The 15,765-nt window shown below is 38.9% G+C and carries 12 protein-coding genes and 3 tRNA genes; all 15 read right to left on the bottom strand.

Features of this window, described 5'->3' with window-relative positions:
• Positions 1-65 precede the first annotated feature (65 nt).
• The 15 genes from rpoC to hpf all read right to left on the bottom strand — a co-directional run bounded on the left by rpoC (position 66) and on the right by hpf (position 15,752).
• Complete coding sequence (gene rpoC, locus C1A06_RS07215; protein WP_101689575.1) at positions 66-4,349, bottom strand: DNA-directed RNA polymerase subunit beta'; 4,284 nt, start codon at positions 4,347-4,349, stop codon at positions 66-68.
• Between the two features lie 109 nt (positions 4,350-4,458).
• Entirely contained in the window at positions 4,459-8,271 is a 3,813-nt protein-coding gene (gene rpoB, locus C1A06_RS07210; RefSeq protein WP_101689574.1) for a DNA-directed RNA polymerase subunit beta, read from the bottom strand.
• A 101-nt stretch (positions 8,272-8,372) separates the two neighbouring features.
• Positions 8,373-8,744 (bottom strand): 50S ribosomal protein L7/L12, encoded by a 372-nt coding sequence (gene rplL / locus C1A06_RS07205; protein ID WP_101689573.1) that lies wholly within the window; start codon positions 8,742-8,744, stop codon positions 8,373-8,375.
• A gap of 42 nt (positions 8,745-8,786) precedes the next feature.
• Positions 8,787-9,299: a 50S ribosomal protein L10 gene (gene rplJ / locus C1A06_RS07200; protein WP_101689572.1), complete on the bottom strand. Its 513-nt coding sequence runs from the start codon at positions 9,297-9,299 to the stop codon at positions 8,787-8,789.
• An 18-nt stretch (positions 9,300-9,317) separates the two neighbouring features.
• A complete protein-coding gene (gene rplA, locus C1A06_RS07195) occupies positions 9,318-10,013 on the bottom strand; it encodes a 50S ribosomal protein L1 (RefSeq protein ID WP_101689571.1) in 696 nt (231 codons plus the stop codon).
• Between the two features lie 19 nt (positions 10,014-10,032).
• The gene (gene rplK / locus C1A06_RS07190; RefSeq protein ID WP_101689570.1) at positions 10,033-10,476 is read right to left on the bottom strand and encodes a 50S ribosomal protein L11; all 444 of its coding nucleotides are present in this window, start codon (positions 10,474-10,476) and stop codon (positions 10,033-10,035) included.
• A gap of 60 nt (positions 10,477-10,536) precedes the next feature.
• Positions 10,537-11,082, bottom strand: coding sequence for a transcription termination/antitermination protein NusG (nusG, locus tag C1A06_RS07185; protein ID WP_101689569.1), 546 nt, complete (start codon positions 11,080-11,082; stop codon positions 10,537-10,539).
• A 14-nt stretch (positions 11,083-11,096) separates the two neighbouring features.
• Positions 11,097-11,285: a preprotein translocase subunit SecE gene (secE, locus tag C1A06_RS07180; protein WP_101689568.1), complete on the bottom strand. Its 189-nt coding sequence runs from the start codon at positions 11,283-11,285 to the stop codon at positions 11,097-11,099.
• 35 nt (positions 11,286-11,320) lie between these two features.
• Positions 11,321-11,393: transfer RNA gene (locus tag C1A06_RS07175), tRNA-Trp, on the bottom strand.
• Positions 11,394-11,441: 48 nt separating this feature from the next.
• The gene (tuf, locus tag C1A06_RS07170; RefSeq protein ID WP_101689567.1) at positions 11,442-12,629 is read right to left on the bottom strand and encodes an elongation factor Tu; all 1,188 of its coding nucleotides are present in this window, start codon (positions 12,627-12,629) and stop codon (positions 11,442-11,444) included.
• A gap of 60 nt (positions 12,630-12,689) precedes the next feature.
• A tRNA-Thr gene (locus C1A06_RS07165) sits at positions 12,690-12,761 on the bottom strand.
• A gap of 33 nt (positions 12,762-12,794) precedes the next feature.
• A tRNA-Thr gene (locus tag C1A06_RS07160) sits at positions 12,795-12,868 on the bottom strand.
• 100 nt (positions 12,869-12,968) lie between these two features.
• A complete protein-coding gene (locus tag C1A06_RS07155) occupies positions 12,969-13,907 on the bottom strand; it encodes a hypothetical protein (RefSeq protein ID WP_101689566.1) in 939 nt (312 codons plus the stop codon).
• A gap of 6 nt (positions 13,908-13,913) precedes the next feature.
• Positions 13,914-15,167 carry an MBOAT family O-acyltransferase gene (locus tag C1A06_RS07150; protein ID WP_245872024.1) on the bottom strand — a complete coding sequence of 418 codons (1,254 nt, stop codon included), beginning with the start codon at positions 15,165-15,167 and terminating at the stop codon, positions 13,914-13,916.
• A gap of 288 nt (positions 15,168-15,455) precedes the next feature.
• Positions 15,456-15,752 (bottom strand): ribosome hibernation-promoting factor, HPF/YfiA family, encoded by a 297-nt coding sequence (hpf, locus tag C1A06_RS07145; RefSeq protein WP_101689564.1) that lies wholly within the window; start codon positions 15,750-15,752, stop codon positions 15,456-15,458.
• Positions 15,753-15,765: the final 13 nt, after the last annotated feature.

Raw genomic sequence — 15,765 nt, 5'->3', positions numbered from 1 at the left:
TTACCATAAAAAAGTAGGAGTCCCTTTTAAAAAGGGACTCCTACTCATATTATCATAAGATACGATTATTCTACAGTATCAAAATCAACAACTGTTTTACGAGTTGCGTTCATACGATCGAAATCTTCTTTTGTTCCTACAATTAGTTTATCAAACTCACGCTGACCTGTTCCCGCTGGAATCAAGTGACCACAGATAACGTTTTCTTTCAAACCTTCTAGTCTATCAACTTTACCATTGATTGCAGCATCATTCAATACTTTTGTTGTTTCCTGGAACGAAGCAGCTGACATAAAGCTTGTCGTTTGAAGAGCAGCACGTGTAATACCTTGAAGTATCTGGCTAGCAGTTGCAGGAAGTGCATCACGTACTTCTACCGGACGTAAGTCGCGACGTTTCAACATTGAGTTTTCTTCTCTCAGTTTACGAGCTGTAACTATTTGTCCTGGCTCGAACACATTAGAGTCTCCAGCGTCGATAACGACTTTCTTACCCCAAATACGGTCATTTTCTTCCATTACATCGTATTTGTCAACAGTTTGTTGCTCTAAGAAACGAGTATCTCCCGGATCAACAACTTCAACTTTACGCATCATCTGACGAACAATTACCTCGAAGTGCTTATCATTGATCTTCACACCTTGCAGACGATATACATCTTGAACTTCGTTCACGATATATTCCTGAACAGCAGTTGGTCCCATGATCGATAGGATATCAGAAGGAGTAGTTGCTCCGTCTGACAACGGCATACCTGCACGAACGAAGTCGTTTTCTTGTACAAGCAATTGTTTAGATAGAGGAACTAGATATTTCTTAACTTCACCTAATTTTGAAGTTACTACTACTTCACGGTTACCTCTCTTAATCTTACCGAATGATACTTCACCGTCGATTTCAGATACTACAGCCGGATTAGATGGATTACGCGCCTCGAACAATTCAGTTACACGAGGCAAACCACCCGTAATGTCACCAGCTTTACCTACAGCACGTGGTATCTTAACAAGAGTCTCACCAGCAGCCATTGTATCTCCGTCGTTTTTCACTAAGTGGGCACCCAATGGTAAACTGTATGTCTTAACGATGTTACCTTTTTCGTCCAAAACTTGAGCTTCAGGAGCTTTCGTTTTATCACGAGATTCGATAATGATCTTTTCTTTCAATCCGGTTTGCTCATCCGACTCAACTTTGTAAGTTACCCCTTCGATAACATTTACAAATTTGATACGTCCTGCAGCTTCAGAAATAATAACCGCGTTAAATGGATCCCATTCACAGATAAGGTCATCTTTCTTAACTTTTGCTCCGTCTTTGAAATATAGTTTCGAACCGTAAGGTACGTTATGCGTTTGAAGTACAATCTTAGTATTAGGATCGACCAAGCGAAGCTCAACCAAACGGCTTACCACGATTTGAGTTTTCTTAGAAGATTCGTCTGCTACATCAACTACACGCAATTCGTCCATCTCGATGATACCATCATATTTTGCAGTAATGTTACTTTCCGCAGCAATATTCGAAGCGATACCCCCAACGTGGAAAGTACGTAGTGTCAACTGTGTACCCGGCTCACCGATTGACTGTGCAGCAATTACACCCACAGCTTCACCTTTCTGAACCATACGGCCTGTAGCCAAGTTACGTCCGTAACATTTAGCACAAACTCCTTTTTTAGACTCACAAGTCAATACTGAACGAATTTCAACGCGTTCGATTGGAGAATTTTGAATAGCTTTAGCTTCATCTTCTTTGATTTCTTCACCCGCTTGTACGATAATTTCGCCAGTCAACGGATGTTGAATATCGTGAACAGATACACGTCCTAAAATACGTTCGTATAGAGACGCAACTGTTTCTTCGTTATTCTTAAGCTCGGTAGCTACAAGTCCACGTAATGTTCCACAGTCTTCTTCGTTGATGATAACATCTTGAGAAACGTCAACAAGACGACGAGTCAAGTAACCGGCATCGGCTGTTTTCAAAGCAGTATCGGCAAGACCTTTACGCGCACCGTGGGTAGAGATAAAGTACTCTAGTACCGAAAGACCTTCCTTAAAGTTAGACAAGATCGGGTTCTCGATAATTTGTCCGCCTTCAGCACCACTCTTCTGAGGTTTAGCCATCAAACCACGCATACCAGACAACTGACGGATCTGTTCTTTCGAACCACGGGCTCCCGAATCCAACATCATATATACTGAGTTAAATCCTTGGTCGTCTTCTGTCAATTGTTTCATCAGGATATTAGACAATTTCGAGTTGATATGTGTCCATGTATCGATGATCTGATTGTAACGTTCGTTGTAAGTGATGAATCCCATATTATAGTTACCTATAATTTGTTCTACTTCATCATAACCTTGTTTTACCAAAGCTTCTTTTTCTTCCGGAATAATTACATCTTCAAGGTTGAACGACAGCCCTCCACGGAATGCCATTTGGTAACCTAGTTCTTTAATATCATCCAGACATTGAGCTGTTTTAGCAACTCCAGCTACTTTGATGATATGACCGATAATATCACGAAGTGATTTCTTAGAAAGGACTTCGTTGACATAACCTGCCTCGATTGGAATTCTTTCATTAACAATAACACGACCTACCGAAGTTTCGCGCATTACAGTTACTTCATTTCCATTTTCATCAAGGTCCTGAACATATACTTGTATCGGAGCATGAATATCTACTGCACCTTCGTTGTAAGCGATAATAGCTTCTTCAGGTCCGTAGAATCTTAGGCCTTCACCTTTTGCTCCTTTACGGATTTTTGTAATATAATACAATCCTAGAACCATGTCTTGAGAAGGGACCGTAATAGGTGCTCCATTAGCAGGGTTAAGGATGTTATGAGATCCAAGCATCAACAATTGCGCTTCAAGAATAGCGTCATTACCTAGCGGTAAGTGAACAGCCATCTGGTCACCGTCGAAGTCGGCATTGAACGCCGTACAAGCAAGTGGGTGCAATTGAATAGCTTTACCTTCAATCATTTTAGGTTGGAATGCCTGAATACCTAAACGGTGAAGAGTCGGAGCACGGTTGAGTAGTACCGGGTGTCCTTTCATTACATGTTCAAGGATATCCCATACAACTGGCTCTTTACGATCAACGATCTTCTTCGCCGATTTAACGGTTTTCACGATTCCACGCTCGATCAATTTACGAATAACGAACGGTTTGTAAAGCTCGGCTGCCATATCTTTAGGGATACCACATTCGTGCATTTTCAATTCCGGTCCAACGACAATTACCGAACGAGCTGAATAGTCAACACGTTTACCTAACAAGTTCTGACGGAAACGTCCTTGCTTACCTTTCAAGCTATCTGAAAGCGATTTCAATGGGCGGTTAGCATCTGTCTTAACTGCACTAGATTTACGTGAGTTATCGAATAGTGAATCGACAGCTTCCTGAAGCATACGTTTTTCGTTACGTAGAATTACTTCCGGAGCCTTGATATCGATTAGTCTTTTAAGACGGTTGTTACGTATAATAACACGACGATACAAGTCATTCAAATCCGAAGTTGCGAAACGACCGCCATCTAGTGGGACTAGCGGACGAAGTTCTGGTGGAATAACCGGAACGATCTTAACAACCATCCACTCTGGTTTATTCTTACCTTTCGAGCCACGGAAAGCTTCAACAACTTGAAGTTGTTTCAATGCTTCGTTTTTACGTTGTTGAGATGTATCAGTATTTGCCTTATGGCGAAGGTTATTAGCCAAAGAATCAAGATTGATACGAGCTAGCAAATCATAGATTGCTTCAGCACCCATCTTAGCGATAAACTTGTTAGGGTCTGTATCATCCAACATTTGGTTTTCTTTAGGAAGTGTATCTAATATTTTTAGATATTCTTCTTCAGTCAACAAATCTTTTTCTGCAATACCTTCTTCAGCTGCTAGACCCGATTGAATTACTACATAACGTTCGTAGTAAATAATTGTGTCTAGTTTTTTTGTTGGTATTCCTAACAAATAACCTATTTTATTAGGTAATGAACGGAAATACCAGATATGAGCAACAGGAACAACAAGGTGAATGTGTCCTGTACGTTCACGACGAACTTTTTTCTCAGTAACTTCAACACCGCATCGGTCACAAACGATTCCTTTATAACGGATACGCTTGTATTTACCACAGTGACACTCATAGTCTTTTACTGGACCGAAAATACGTTCACAGAAAAGGCCATCGCGCTCTGGTTTATAAGTACGGTAGTTGATAGTTTCGGGTTTTAGAACCTCACCATGTGAAGCCTCTAGAATTTCTTCTGGAGAAGCTAAGCTTACGGTGATTTTCGAAAAACTACTCTTTACTTTATTTTCTTTTCTAAAAGCCATCTTATATTGTTATATAAAGAGTTATTATATTTATAGTCGAGCCCTTTGAGGGGTTATATTAATTAAGTCATCAGCAGGATAGAATTCCTGCCGATAACTCTATAAAACTTTAATCAAGCGTTACACTTAATCCCAAACCACGCATTTCGTGAAGCAATACGTTAAGAGATTCAGGTATACCTGATTGTGGCATAGGTTCCCCTTTAACGATAGCTTCGTAGGTTTTCGAACGTCCCATTACGTCATCCGACTTAACAGTCAGAATTTCGCGAAGGATATTTGCTGCACCGAATGCTTCAAGTGCCCAAACCTCCATCTCTCCGAAACGTTGTCCCCCGAATTGAGCTTTACCTCCTAGAGGTTGTTGTGTAATCAACGAGTAAGGACCGATTGAACGAGCATGCATCTTATCTTCAACCATGTGACCAAGTTTCAGCATGTAGATAACACCTACTGTTGCGTGTTGGTCGAAGATTTCTCCTGTACCACCATCACACAAACGTACTTTACCATAACGAGGTACACCTGCTTTATCAGTCCATGCATTCAAGTCATCAAGGCTAGCACCGTCAAAGATCGGAGTCGCAAATTTCACTCCCAGCTCTTTTCCTGCCCATCCTAATACTGTCTCGAATATCTGTCCAAGGTTCATACGTGAAGGTACCCCTAGTGGGTTCAACACGATATCAACCGGCGTTCCATCAGGTAAGAACGGCATATCCTCTTGACGAACGATACGTGATACGATACCCTTGTTACCATGTCGACCTGCCATTTTATCCCCAACTTGTACTTTACGTTTCTTAGCAACATAAACTTTTGCAATTTGGATGATACCTGTTGGAAGCTCGTCACCGATAGTCAAGTCGAAACGTTTACGTTTCAATTCAGCATCAAGTTCTTTAAATTTACGTAGGAAGTTAACGATTACATCTTTGATCAATTCGTTTTTGTGTTCGTCTGTTGTCCATCCGCTCACTTGAACCGATTCGTAATCTAAGTTTTCTAGTACTCCTTTTGTAAATTTCGCACCTTTAGGGATAATATCTACATTCAGATAATCTTTTACTCCTTGCGAAGTTTTACCTTCAGTAAGTTTCAATAGTTTATCTACTAGAATTGTTTTTACAGCTGCAATTTTAGCATCATATTCTTCATCTAGTTTAGGCAATAATGCTTTAGCCGACAATTTAGTTTTTCCTTTCTTATTCGCTTTCGAGAACAAGTTAGTTCCAATAACCACACCTTTCAATGATGGAGAAGCTTTCAATGAAGCATCTTTCACGTCACCCGCTTTATCACCGAAGATTGCACGAAGCAGTTTTTCTTCAGGAGAAGGATCTGATTCACCTTTTGGTGTAATTTTACCGATAAGAATATCACCAGGACCTACGCGTGCACCGATACGTACTATACCTCTTTCGTCTAGATCTTTTGTAGCTTCTTCACTAACGTTAGGGATATCAGAAGTCAATTCTTCAACACCACGTTTTGTATCACGCACTTCAAGAGAGAACTCTTCTACGTGAATAGAAGTAAAGACATCTTCGCGAACGATACGTTCGTTTAATACGATAGCATCCTCAAAGTTATATCCTTTCCATGGCATGAATGCTACTTTCAAGTTTTTACCGATAGCAAGTTCACCATTTTCGGTTGAATAACCTTCTGTTAAGATTTCACCTTCTACAACACGTGCTCCTTTTTTACAAATAGGACGCAAGTCGATTGTAGTATTCTGGTTAGTCTTACGGAATTTAGGAATAACATATGTCTTAACTGCATCATCGAAGCTTACAAATTCTTCGTCTGGTGTACGGTCATATTTAATTTTGATTGTATCAGCATCTACATAAACAACCTCTCCTGCTCCTTCGGCAACAATTTGCGTACGAGAATCTTTGATCAATTGTCCTTCGATACCTGTACCTACGATCGGAGCTTCGGTACGAAGTAGTGGAACAGCCTGGCGCATCATGTTCGATCCCATCAGCGCACGGTTAGCGTCATCATGCTCTAGGAATGGAATCAACGAAGCTGCAATAGATGCAATTTGCGTAGGCGATACGTCCATCAATTCAACCTCTTCTGGAGCCACTACCGGATAGTCTGCATCCTGACGTGCTTTGACACGAGGGTTGATAAATGTTCCATCATCATTCAATGGTGCATTACCCTGTCCGATGATTTTATCTTCTTCTTCTTCAGCTGCAAGGTATACAATACCTTCTGGCGACAAATCTACTTTTGCGTTTTCTACTTTACGATATGGAGTTTCGATGAATCCAAGATCGTTAATTTTAGCATAAACACAAAGTGATGAAATCAAACCAATGTTTGGTCCTTCCGGAGTCTCGATTGGACACAGACGGCCATAGTGTGTATAGTGAACGTCACGCACCTCGAAACCTGCTCTTTCACGAGAAAGACCACCAGGTCCTAGTGCTGACATACGACGTTTATGAGTAATTTCAGCCAATGGATTTGTTTGGTCCATGAACTGAGATAAGGCATTTGTACCAAAGAATGTATTTACAACAGACGAAATAGTTTTCGCGTTGATCAAATCGATTGGTGTAAATACTTCATTATCGCGAACGTTCATACGCTCACGGATGATACGTGCCATACGGTTAAGACCTACTCCGAATTGGTTGTACAATTGTTCACCAACTGTACGTACACGACGGTTACTTAAGTGGTCTATATCGTCCACGATAGCCTTCGAGTTGATCAATTCGATCAAGTATTTAATGATCTCGATCATGTCTTCTTTTGTCAAGACACGAGTATCGATATCTGTAGTAAGTCCTAGTTTTTTATTCAATCTGTAACGACCTACTTCTCCTAAGTCATATCTTTTCTCAGAGAAGAACAAGTTGTTGATAACCTCACGAGCACTCGTATCATCTGCAGGTTCAGCACTACGCAATTGGCGGTAGATGTGACGAACTGCATCAATTTCAGAGTTACTAGGGTCTTTCTGCAATGTATTGTAAATAATTGCATAGTCAGACTGATTTTGAGTATCCTTATGTAGCAATATAGATTGGACACCCGACTCAAGAATCAAATCAAGGTGATCTTTTTCTAATACTGTCTCACGTTCAAGAATAACCTCGTTACGTTCAATAGATGTTACCTCACCAGTATCTTCATCAACGAAATCCTCCATCCATGTTCTCAGGATTCTAGCTGCAAGTTTACGATCAACAGCTTTCTTAATGCTAGTTTTCGTAACCTTAAACTCTTCTGCCAGGTCGAATATCTCAAGTATATCACGGTCACTTTCGTATCCAATGGCACGAAGTAATGTGGTAACTGGTAATTTCTTTTTACGGTCGATATATGCATACATCACATTGTTGATGTCTGTTGCAAATTCGATCCATGATCCTTTGAATGGTATAATACGTGCCGAATACAGCTTAGTTCTGTTGGCATGTAATGTCTGACCGAAGAATACACCAGGTGAACGGTGTAACTGTGAAACAACAACACGTTCGGCTCCGTTTATCACAAACGTACCTTTTTCAGTCATATACGGGATCAATCCCAAGTATACATCCTGAATTACAGTATCGAAGTCTTCATGATCTGGGTCAGTACAATATAGTTTTAGTTTCGCTTTAAGTGGTACACTATATGTCAATCCTCTTTCGATACACTCTTCGATGGTGTAGCGTGGCGGATCGATAAAATAGTCCAAAAATTCCAAAACGAAGTTATTGCGGGTGTCTGCTATCGGGAAGTTTTCAGCAAAAACTTCATAGAGACCTTCCTTTTTTCTTTTTTCGAGTGGTGTATCAAGCTGCAAAAAGTCCTTGAAAGACTTCAATTGCACTTCTAGAAAATCCGGATAAGGAAGTGGATTTTTTATCGTTGCAAAATTAACTCTTTGATTTGTATTTGTTGAAGACATGGAATAACCAATTATATTGAACTTATTATTTTTGACGCAAAAAGGTTAAGAAACCCTGCAAGGCAGGGTCCTTAACCATAATATCCTGGTTTATAGGATTATCACTTAAGTTCAACTTCTGCTCCAGCCTCTTCTAAAGATTTTTTCAACGCTTCAGCTTCTTCTTTTGATACTCCTTTTTTCAATTCGCTTGGAGCTGCATCAACTAGATCTTTAGCTTCTTTCAAGCCTAGACCTGCTGCTTCTTTAACAGCTTTAACTACTGCTAGTTTGTTAGCACCTGCTGCTTTAAGAATAACATCGAAAGATGTTTTTTCTTCAGCTGCTTCTGCTGCTGCTGGTCCTGCTGCAACTGCTACTGCTGCTGCTGCTGGTTCGATACCATATTCAGTTTTAAGAACTTCTGCAAGTTCGCTAACTTCTTTAACTGTTAAGTTTACTAGTTGTTCTGCAATAGCTTTGATATCTGCCATTTCTTTTAATATTAAAATTGTTACTTATTCGTTTATTTCTAATTATTTCTTTGATAGAGTTTCTAGTACTCCATGTATGGTGTTTCCACCAGATTGAAGAGCTGATACAACATTCTTGATTGGCGATTGAAGTAGTCCAATAACGTCTCCAAGAAGTTCTGTTTTGCTCTTGATGTTTACTAGTGCTGGCAATTGTTCTTTACCTATATAGAAACTTTCTTGTACATACGCAGCTTTCAATGCAGGTATTCCATCTTTACCAAAGTCTTTGATAACTTTAGCTGGAGCGTTAGCTACACTAGAAAACATTACTGCAGTATTACCTTTAAGCGATGAATAAAGTTCAGAATAATCTCCTTCTAGTTGTTCTAAAGCTTTTCTCAAAAGGGTGTTTTTAACCACCATCAATTTGATATCTTGCTTAGCACATTCACGACGAAGAGCTGTTGTTTTTTCAGCGTTTAAAGCTTCTATATTTGCAAGGTAAAAGTTGTCATATTGCTTTAGTGTTTCAGCAATAGTTTCTATGATTGCGCCTTTATCTTCCTTTCTCATAATTCCAATCGTTTTTTATTAATTTTCTACCGATTTAGGGTCAATTTTAATACCCGGACTCATAGTACTTGAAAGAGTAATGCTTTTTACATAGGTTCCTTTAGCCGAAGTTGGTTTCAATTTGATAAGTGTTGCAATGAATTCTTTTGCATTCTCGCGAATCTTATCAGCTTCGAAAGACACTTTACCTATTGAAGTATGTACGATACCAGTTTTATCAACTTTAAAGTCGATTTTACCTGATTTCACTTCCGCTACGGCTTTTGCTACATCTGGAGTTACAGTACCGCTCTTAGGGTTAGGCATCAAACCGCGAGGTCCTAGCACACGTCCTAAAGCACCAACTTTACCCATGATAGCAGGTTGTGTAATGATAACATCGATATCAGTCCAACCACCTTTAATTTTTTCTATATATTCGTCCAATCCTACATAGTCAGCTCCAGCTTCTTTCGCAGCTGTTTCTGCATCAGGGGAACATAGTACCAAAACTCTAACTTGCTTTCCTGTTCCGTGAGGCAATGTTACAACACCTCTCACCATTTGGTTAGCTTTACGAGGATCTACTCCAAGACGTACATCGATATCAACTGAAGAGTCGAATTTTGTCGATGTAATCTCTTTAACAAGAGTAGCAGCTTCTTCTAGAGTATATTGTTTCCCTGCTTCAATCTTGCTGAAAGCTAACTTTTGTTTTTTTGTAAGTTTACCCATTTCTCAATTGAAGTTTAAATTATTTAACATCAGGGAAATCACCTTTTACAGCAATACCCATACTTCTAGCTGTACCTGCAACCATTTTCATGGCTGATTCCATAGTAAAGCAGTTCAAGTCTGACATTTTTTCTTCTGCTATTGTTTTAACCTGATCCCAAGTTATCTCAGCAACTTTTTTACGGTTAGGTTCTGCTGAACCTTTCTTTTGTTTAGATGCTTCGATTAGCATAACTGCTACCGGTGGTTGTTTAACAATAAAATCAAAAGATTTGTCTACGTAGTAAGTAATTACTACTGGCAATACTTTTCCTGCCTTTTCTTGAGTTCTGGCATTGAATTGCTTACAGAAATCCATGATATTGATTCCTTTCGAACCTAAAGCTGGTCCTACTGGAGGTGATGGATTTGCTGCACCGCCTTTAATTTGTAATTTTAATTGTCCAGCAATTTCTTTAGCCATTTTCTTCTAATTTTTTCTGTTAAAAAAATTTGTTTTTAAGAACGTCAACCGCGTAACCAATTACTGTTCTTTTTCGACCTGCACATAGTTCAATTCGAGAGGAGTTTTCCTTCCGAATATTTTCACCATTACTTTGAGTTTTTTCTTCTCAGCATGTACTTCTTCAATAACTCCCGAAAATCCAGAGAATGGACCGTTTGTTACTTTCACATTTTCTCCGACATAATACTGAACATCCATTTCAGCATCTTGTCCCTCCAACTCATCCATTGTACCAAGCACTCTGTTTACTTCAGATTGACGCAATGGCTGTGGATTTTGAGTATCTGGCAAGAAGCCAGCTACAAAGTTTATGTTACGAAGCTCATGTATAACTTCTCCCGTTAGAGCTGCCTCTATAAGAATATAACCGGGAAGATAAGCTCTCTCTTTAAGAACTTTCTTTCCGTTACGCATCGTATAGGTTTTTTCTGTAGGGATAAGAACTTGAGAAACATACTTACCAAGCTCTCCTTTTCTCATTTCCACTTCGAGATATTCTTTCACCTTGGCCTCTTTGCCGCTCACCGCACGCAAAACATACCATTTTTTTTCGATTTCAGACATGACTCAAAGAGGATTTATAGATTGTAGAAAAGCTTGACAATAAACTCAAACAGAGAGTCAACACCCCAGACAATTAGTGCCATGATTATGGAAGCTATCATAACAATAACTGCGCTGCTAGTCAATTCTGCTCGCGTAGGCCAAGTTACCTTATATACTAATTCGCTATAAGAATCTTTTACGTAGTTGATAATTTTTTTCATTAATCCGCTTCTGATTATTCAGTTTTAAGACGTTGCACGGGTTGAGAGGCTCGAACTCCCGACACCTGGTTTTGGAGACCAGTGCTCTACCGACTGAGCTAAACCCGTATGATAAAGTCGGTGGTGTTTCACACCGACTTTTATTATCAAAGGATATTATCCTAGGATTTCTGTAATTTGTCCAGCACCTACTGTACGTCCACCTTCACGGATAGCGAAACGAAGACCTACGTTACATGCTACTGGATAGATCAAATCAACTGTAATAGTCAAGTTATCACCAGGCATAACCATATCTGTTCCTTCAGGAAGAGTAATTTCACCTGTTACGTCAAGCGTACGTAGGTAGAATTGAGGACGATATTTGTTATGGAATGGAGTGTGACGTCCACCTTCTTCTTTCTTAAGGATATACACCTCAGCTTTAATTTTAGTATGAGGAGTAATTTTTCCTGGGTGAGTGATAACCATACCACGTTTGATTTCTTCTTTATCGATACCACGAAGCAATAGACCTACGTTGTCACCAGCTTGACCTTCGTCAAGAATTTTACGGAACATTTCAACTCCTGTAACAACTGATTTTTTAGCTTCAGCACCAAGACCGATAATTTGAACCTCTTCACCAGTTTTGATAATACCAGTTTCGATACGACCTGTCGCTACTGTACCACGACCTGTGATCGAGAACACGTCTTCAACTGGCATAAGGAATGGCTTATCAACATCGCGTTGAGGAAGTGGAATCCAAGTATCAACAGCATTCATCAGCTCCATAACTTGCTCTACCCATTGTTCAACACCATTCAATGCTCCTAGAGCAGAACCGCGGATTACTGGAGTATTATCACCATCGAAATCATAGAATGAAAGTAGCTCACGCATTTCCATTTCTACCAACTCCAACATTTCTTCGTCATCAACGATATCACATTTATTCATGAAAACAACCAATCTTGGTACGTTTACCTGACGTGCAAGAAGGATGTGCTCACGAGTTTGAGGCATTGGTCCATCTGTTGCAGCAACCACGATGATAGCACCGTCCATTTGAGCAGCACCAGTAACCATGTTTTTCACATAGTCGGCGTGACCTGGACAGTCAACGTGTGCATAGTGACGATTATCCGTCTCATATTCGATATGAGAAGTATTAATAGTAATACCACGTTCTTTTTCTTCAGGAGCGTTATCGATTTGATCAAAAGATCTAGCTTCAGAGAATCCTTTATCTGACAACACTTTAGAAATAGCAGCTGTCAACGTTGTTTTACCGTGGTCAACGTGACCAATTGTACCGATGTTAACATGCGGTTTCGACCGGTTAAAATGTTCTTTTGCCATAATTTTATAATTTAGTTAGAATATATTAATAATCTTAATAAACGAATAAAAATAAAATAGAGCCCATGACGGGACTTGAACCCGTGACCTCTTCCTTACCAAGGAAGTGCTCTACCACTGAGCTACATTGGCTTATCAGGTTTTCAATTCACTATTTCAATTCTGAGCCTCTTGTCGGATTCGAACCAACGACCCCGAGATTACAAATCACGTGCTCTGGCCAACTGAGCTAAAGAGGCATAAATGACTACAAAAGTCTACTTTACAATATTTCGATAGCGAAACGGCGACAAAATTAGAAATTATTTTTTACAATAACAACACTTTCGTGATTTAATTTCATTCTTTTCCTATTTTGTCATTTTCGGCACATAACAATCGTATTATTTTCTCCGTACGCAATAGAACACCTCGCCTATTCATGTGATACCTAGTATCGTAAAAACACGATTTATCCATCACAAAATCTTCAGGAAAACCAAGCACATTTATATCCTTAGCTCTAATCAGACTATCCACCTGAGAAATATAGCCAATAGAGCTTTCATAATTTTTCTTTTCAAAAGCCGGATAAGATAAATACACAATCACTCCTTTTTTCTTTTGAGCTTGAATCCATCCATCCAAATAAGCCACTGATGCCATCTCCGGTCTTTCGGCAAGTGGCAACAACTCAATCTGACCTATATTTCTATCATCCCAGTGCGCCACAGCATCACCATATGCATTATATGCTGATTTAAGATAAGCAATAGGCCGACTTGCTCTTCGATAGAAATAGCTTGAAGGTAATAATTTTATCTTAATATAAGACGGAATTAAAGTCAAAATATACTTTGACTGCTCAAAATTAATAAGGCTTATTTTTTCAGGAGCAACATCAAACAACAGTTTAAGCAAATCCACATCTCCATAAAATACATTTAAATCATATTGCTCATACTCAGGGATCACAACAACAACATCGCCAGACTTCAGATATTGGGCAGCATTATCTAATACAAACTTCAAACCAAAACCTGCATGCAAACCTCCATTTACAGGATTAACACCCAAAGAGTCCTTTAACATCTGACTATCAACCGACATCCCGACATTAGAACCACCTAACAAGATCAAACGCGGGCCCTCTACATTTTGCATCAAGGAATCTTTATCTACCTGAACATAATGTAACGAATCATTCCATCTGGGAGGATCAGGTAATAGTACGACTAAAAACACTACTCCGATAAAGAATAGCAAAAACAGAAATATATTTTTAAACAATTTCACCATCTACAATCAAAACTGAAAGTAAATAAAATTAGATGCTTGATCACCAAACTCGCCACCTATATAAATAAGCAATAAAACGTAGACCACAAACCTGAATATCCGAGGGATAGATTTTCCGAAATTTTCTAAAGCGAATTGCTTATTTCGAGCAAACCACTCGAGAACAAAGACTACCATTATAACAAAAAAGACATCCCTATATTCCACCATTTTATTAAAAATCGCCATCAAATCGAATGAAGCATCAATAAATATCAACCTAAAATAATCAAGCGACATTCCTACCGATTCAGAACGAAAGAACACCCAAACCACAGTCACCAAAACAAAAGTCAAAAGAATTTGCGAAGCCTCCAGAACTGTTGGCAGGATTCTATTTTCTGCAATAACTTTCACATATCTTCTGTTTTTTCTCAAAACCACAGAAGGCAACATATAAACAGCATTCAATCCACCCCAAACTAGAAAAGTCCAATTTGCTCCATGCCAGAATCCCGTAATCAAGAAAACAACAATAATATTCCTGATCTGCTTAGCCATTCCCTCACGGCTTCCGCCTAGCGGTATATAAAGATAATCACGGAACCAGGAAGATAGAGATATATGCCAACGCCGCCAAAACTCAGCTATATTCCTCGAGAAATAAGGATAATTGAAATTTCGCAGCAATTTTATACCAAACATACGAGATACACCAATCGCAATATCTGAATAACCAGAGAAATCACAATAGATTTGGATCGCAAAGAAAAATGCTCCTAAAACAAGCATGAAAGAAGACATTTCTTGATAATTCGCAAAAATTGGATCCACAATTCGCGCACAGACATCTGCAACAGCCACTTTCTTGAAAAATCCCCAAAGGATTTGCTTTAAACCTTCAGTTACATTCAAATATGCAAACGATCGTTTTTCTTTCAACTGCGGCAACAAATGATTCGCCCTTTCAATAGGCCCAGCAACTAATAAAGGAAAATAGGAGATGAAAAGTGAATAATCAACAAAATTACGAGTCGGACTTATCTTTTTGTTATAAATATCAATAATATACGACAATCCATGAAAAGTATAAAACGATATCCCCAACGGAAGAATAATACTGAGAGAATGGAAATCAGCCTCAACACCAAAGACAGACAACAAAGAAGAAAATGATTCTAAAAAGAAATTGAAATATTTAAAATAAGCCAATACTCCTATATTCAGCAATAGTGCAATCAGTAAGTATTTCTTCTTTGAAGACGTTTTTTCAATACACAAACCCAAAATATAGTTTGAGACTATAGAAAAGAATAGCAGAAATAAAAATCGCCAATCCCATGATGCATAGAAAACACAACTCGCCAACAGCAGCAAAGCATTTTGCTGATTTTTATTCTTATCAAAAAAAATATAATACAGCAGAAAGACAATAGGAAGGAACAAAAGAAAGGCTACCGAAGCAAACTGCATAAGATCTGCACAAAAGTTTGTATTACAACAAAGAGCCTCCTTAAGCTTTAACCTTAAAGGAGGCCCTGCGATTTATTTATACGCAAAGAGGTTTATTCAACTACGTTCTTTTTCTTTAACTTTAACCACTTGTTTCTCCAATGCTTCAGCACAAAGGACTACTGCTTCTTCGAACGTATCTGCCACTTTACTTGCAAACAGCTCTCCATTTCGTATATTTAATTTTATCGATGCCTCTTTATTGTTAGACACTTCCGGCTTCACCACCTTAAGTATCACCTCAGCTTCCATAATAGCATCAGAGAACTTCGCTAGCTTATTGATCTTCTTTTCGATAAACTCTTTCAATTGAGTAGAAGCTTCAAAGTGAACTGATTGAATTTGAATGTTCATAACAATTTCCTCC

It is taken from the genome of Dysgonomonas massiliensis, assembly GCF_900240225.1.
Lineage (GTDB): Bacteria > Bacteroidota > Bacteroidia > Bacteroidales > Dysgonomonadaceae > Dysgonomonas > Dysgonomonas massiliensis.
This window is presented reverse-complemented; position numbering and strand designations above follow the sequence as displayed.